The following is a 4,224-nucleotide window of genomic DNA, read 5'->3' on the forward strand; positions in this document are numbered from 1 at the left end:
ACCTTGTCGATCGCCAAGTGCGTGCTTCCTTTCGTAAGGAGAACCAGCACCCCTTACACACACCATTTGACACGCTCGATCAGCGCCGCCGGCTCGACCCCGAGCAGGCCCGCTTCCACCGCCGCGGCCACCGCCGGGTGCGCCGGCGGCAGGGGGAGCCCGGTCGGGCTCTCCCGGTCGCGGGTGGCCTCATCCAGCCGCACCCGCGCGGACACCGCCGGCCCGGGGATCCCGGTGAGCCGCTCGAGCAGCTCCCGCCCGTCCCGACAGCCCAGCTCTCCCGCGAGGGGCCGCTCCAGGCCCCGCCGGGACCGCCACGCGACCTCCCCCGCCGCCCGCACCCGCAGCGCGTCCACGACCCGCCCCAGCTGCTCCACCTGCGCGGTGAGCCCTGCGAGATCGCCCGACGCCACCTCCCCCACCCGCGTGAACAGCCCGCCCAGCAACCCGACCGCGGCGCACACCGCGCCGGCCGGATCATCCTGCCCCTCATCGGGCGCCCACGGGAAGGCCATACCCCATGATAGAACACAACTACGACCAAGCACAAGACATTTCTCGAAGATTCTTCGAAGATCCGTTGCCCGCAATCTCGCGCGCCCAGAGCCACAAGAGAAGGGACCCATCCTAGTCCCGACCACCGACATCCTCCGGGACGTGTAAGCCAAACGCTTACATACATCTGTCGCGAGCGAGCGAGACCGCCCCGCGCACTAGCCAGCGTTCGCTGTTCCGCGCGCCTCCGCCAGCCGCCCCGCGCCCTGCGAGCCCTGGCTACCCGCTCCCGCGAGCGGATGGCCAGGACGCGCGCGGTCCGTAGAATGGTGCGGTTCCCTTTCCTACCAGGAGGATTCTCCGTGCTGCGCACCCACAAGGCAGGCTCGCTCGACGCCTCGCTCATCGGTCAGACCGTCACCCTCACCGGGTGGGTCGATCGCCGCCGCGATCACGGAGGCGTCGCCTTCATCGATCTGCGCGATGCATCGGGCATCGCACAGGTCGTCATCCGCGACGAGGAGATCGCGCACCCGCTGCGCAGCGAGTTCGTCCTGAAGGTCACGGGCGAGGTGTCGCGCCGTCCCGAGGGCAACGCGAACCCGAACCTCGCGACCGGCGAGATCGAGATCATCGCGTCCGAGGTCGAGGTGCTCAACGAGTCGGCCGCGCTCCCCTTCCAGGTCTCGACCGCGCTCGACGGCACCGAGACCGTCGGCGAGGACGCGCGCTTCAAGTACCGCTACCTCGACCTCCGCCGCCCCGCACCCGCCGCGGCCATCCGCCTGCGCTCGAAGGCATCGGCGGCCGCGCGCCGTGTGCTCGAGGAGCACGACTTCGTCGAGGTCGAGACCCCCACGCTCACCCGCTCGACGCCCGAGGGCGCGCGCGACTTCCTCGTGCCCGCGCGCCTCAGCCCGGGCAGCTGGTACGCGCTCCCCCAGTCGCCGCAGCTCTTCAAGCAGCTGCTGCAGGTCGGCGGGATCGAGCGCTACTACCAGATCGCACGCTGCTACCGCGACGAGGACTTCCGCGCCGACCGCCAGCCCGAGTTCACGCAGCTCGACATCGAGGCGAGCTTCGTCGACCAGGAGGACGTGATCGCCCTCGGCGAGGAGATCGTGCAGGCGCTGTGGCGCCTCATCGACGTCGAGATCCCGACGCCGATCGAGCGCATCACCTTCGCCGACGCGATGCGCCTGTACGGCTCGGACAAGCCGGACCTGCGCTTCGGCAACGCGATCGTCGAGCTCGCCGACTACTTCGCCGACACGACCTTCCGCGTCTTCCAGCAGGAGTACGTCGGCTCGGTCGTGCACCCCGGCGGAGCCTCGCTCCCCCGTCGTCAGTTCGACGCGTGGCAGGACTGGGCCAAGTCGCGCGGCGCGAAGGGCCTCGCCTACGTCACGTTCGGCGAGGACGGGACGCTCGGCGGCCCGGTCGCCAAGAACCTCTCCGACGCCGAGCGCGAGGGGCTCGCCGCGGCGACGGGCGCGCAGCCCGGCGACGCCGTGTTCTTCGCGGCGGGCAGGACGAGCGAGGCGCGCGCCCTGCTCGGCGCCGCGCGCGTCGAGATCGCCAAGCGCACGGGCCAGATCGACGAGAGCGCATGGTCGTTCGTGTGGGTCGTCGACGCGCCCCTCTTCAAGCCGACCGGCGAGGACGACGACGTCGACCTCGGCCACTCCGCCTGGACCGCCGTGCACCACGCGTTCACGTCGCCCAAGCCCGAGTGGATCGACCGCTTCGAGGAGGCCCCGGGCGAGGCGCTCGCGTACGCGTACGACATCGTGTGCAACGGCAACGAGATCGGCGGCGGCTCGATCCGCATCCACCGCCGCGACGTGCAGGAGCGCGTCTTCGATGTCATGGGGATCGGCCCCGAGGAGGCGCAGGAGAAGTTCGGCTTCCTGCTCGACGCGTTCCAGTTCGGCGCCCCGCCGCACGGCGGCATCGCGTTCGGGTGGGACCGCGTCGTGTCGCTGCTCGCGGGCGCCCCGTCGATCCGCGAGGTCATCGCGTTCCCGAAGATCGGCAGCGGCTTCGACCCGCTCACGGCCGCTCCGGCCCCGATCACGCCCGAGCAGCGCGCCGAGGCCGGCGTCGACTACGAGCCCGAGGAGGACGACGAGGCCTGAGCCTCTCCCGCCCTCACGCACGACGCCCCCGCCATCCGGCGGGGGCGTCGTGCGTGAGGGACGGGTCTCAGACCTCGAGGTCGATCGCCGCGCGCCCGCTGCGGACAGAGCCGACGAAGCGCGCCGCCTCGACGTGGGCGGGGTGCACCTGGTACGCCTCGAGCGCGGCGAGGTCGGGGAAGAGCGCGTCGAGCACGATGTCGTGGTTCTCGCCGTCGTAGGCGGCGTTGCGCGAGACCGTCAGCTCGAGCAGACCCGGGACGACGCCGACGAGCGCCTCGAGGCGCTCCTTCGCCTCGGCGGCGTGCGCCGCGCGGGTCTCGGGGTCGGACGCGGCGAGCTGGAACAGGACGATGTGGCGGATGGCCATGGCAGAGCCTCTCGGTTCAGGATGCGGCGACGAGGGCGTCGCGCAGGCGGTCGGGGGACACGCGCCAGTGGCCGTGCAGGCGTCCGTCGATGAGGACGACGGGGATCTTCTCCCACCACTGTGCGTGAAGCTCCTCGTCGTCGGCGATCGACCGCTCGACGACCTCGATGCGGTCGGCCGTCTCATCCGGGAGCTCGGCGAGGACCTGGTCGACGACCTCGCGCGCGACGTCGCAGAGATGGCAGTCGGGCTTGCCGATGAGCGTCAGCTGCGTCATCCGGCTCAGGCCTCGATGTCGTAGCCAGCCGCGCGCCACGCGCTCGTGCCGCCCGCGACGTTCGTCGCCTCGTAGCCCCGGGCCGTGAGCGCCTCGACGACCCGGGCGGAGCGTCCGCCGACCTCGCAGATGACGTCGAACGGCTCTGCGGGCAGCTCGTCGAGCCGCATCCCGAGCTCGGACATCGGCAGGTTGACGGCGCCCGGCACACGTCCTGCCGCGAACTCGTGCGTCTCGCGGACGTCGATGAGCGGAACGCCCTCGCGCGAGCGGAGCTCCTGGACCGTGATCTCGTTCATCCCTCCAGTATCCCGTGGATCACGGGCCGTCGCTCCGCTCGCGCTGCGGCTCAGCGGCGCGCCGTGTCGAGCAGCGGCTTGTAGGCGAAGCCCGCGATGAGTCCGCCGACGAGAGGGAACACGAGGAAGACCCAGAGCTGCGCGAGCGCGTCGCCTCCCCCGAAGATCGCCGACGCGATCGATCGCGCGGGGTTCACCGACGTGTTGTCGACGGGGATCGTGACGAGGTGGATGAGCGTCAGGGTGAGGCCGATCGCGAGACCCGCGAGCGCGGGGTTGCCGCGCGTGGGGTGCGTGACGCCGAGGATGACGAGCACGAAGAGCGCCGTGAACAGCACCTCGACGACGATCGCGCCGAGGATGCCGAAGCCGCCCGGCGAGAGCTCGCCGAACCCGTTGCTCGCGAACCCGCCCTCCTGGGCCGCGGCGAGCCATCCGTCGCCGGACGAGCCGATGAGCGCGATGACGCTCGTCGCCGCGACGCCGCCGATGACCTGCGCGACGACGTAGCCGGCGACGCCGCCCCACGGGAACCGGCCGGCGGCGGCCAGGCCGAGGGTGACGACCGGGGTTATAGGCCAAAAGGAGTGGATGGGTTCTCGATCTAGCCGCGGAATCTCGCGGTAGAACGGGGATCGCTATGGT

General features: G+C 71.3%; 6 protein-coding genes. 1 reads left to right on the plus strand and 5 read right to left on the minus strand.

The window, feature by feature from the left end; translation table 11 throughout:
• Positions 1 to 53: 53 nt before the first annotated feature.
• Complete coding sequence (locus ACWXWW_RS17715; protein ID WP_455971301.1) at positions 54 to 515, minus strand: hypothetical protein; 462 nt, start codon at positions 513 to 515, stop codon at positions 54 to 56.
• A gap of 342 nt (positions 516 to 857) precedes the next feature.
• On the opposite strand from ACWXWW_RS17715, the gene aspS reads away from it, so the two are divergent.
• Positions 858 to 2,633, plus strand: a complete 1,776-nt coding sequence (gene aspS, locus ACWXWW_RS17720; RefSeq protein WP_271174422.1) for an aspartate--tRNA ligase — start codon at positions 858 to 860, stop codon at positions 2,631 to 2,633.
• 67 nt (positions 2,634 to 2,700) lie between these two features.
• Here aspS and ACWXWW_RS17725 read toward each other — a convergent pair whose 3' ends face one another.
• From ACWXWW_RS17725 to ACWXWW_RS17740, 4 genes are read right to left on the minus strand one after another with little or no spacing between them, the layout of a single operon-like run.
• Entirely contained in the window at positions 2,701 to 3,003 is a 303-nt protein-coding gene (locus ACWXWW_RS17725) for a Dabb family protein (RefSeq protein ID WP_455971303.1), read from the minus strand.
• Positions 3,004 to 3,019: 16 nt separating this feature from the next.
• The gene (locus tag ACWXWW_RS17730; RefSeq protein WP_282980178.1) at positions 3,020 to 3,280 is read right to left on the minus strand and encodes a glutaredoxin family protein; all 261 of its coding nucleotides are present in this window, start codon (positions 3,278 to 3,280) and stop codon (positions 3,020 to 3,022) included.
• A 5-nt stretch (positions 3,281 to 3,285) separates the two neighbouring features.
• Positions 3,286 to 3,579, minus strand: a complete 294-nt coding sequence (locus ACWXWW_RS17735) for a rhodanese-like domain-containing protein (protein ID WP_271174419.1) — start codon at positions 3,577 to 3,579, stop codon at positions 3,286 to 3,288.
• A gap of 50 nt (positions 3,580 to 3,629) precedes the next feature.
• Positions 3,630 to 4,196 carry an aquaporin gene (locus ACWXWW_RS17740; RefSeq protein ID WP_455971304.1) on the minus strand — a complete coding sequence of 189 codons (567 nt, stop codon included), beginning with the start codon at positions 4,194 to 4,196 and terminating at the stop codon, positions 3,630 to 3,632.
• Positions 4,197 to 4,224 lie beyond the last annotated feature (28 nt).

The organism is Microbacterium sp. KNMS (genome assembly GCF_053851835.1).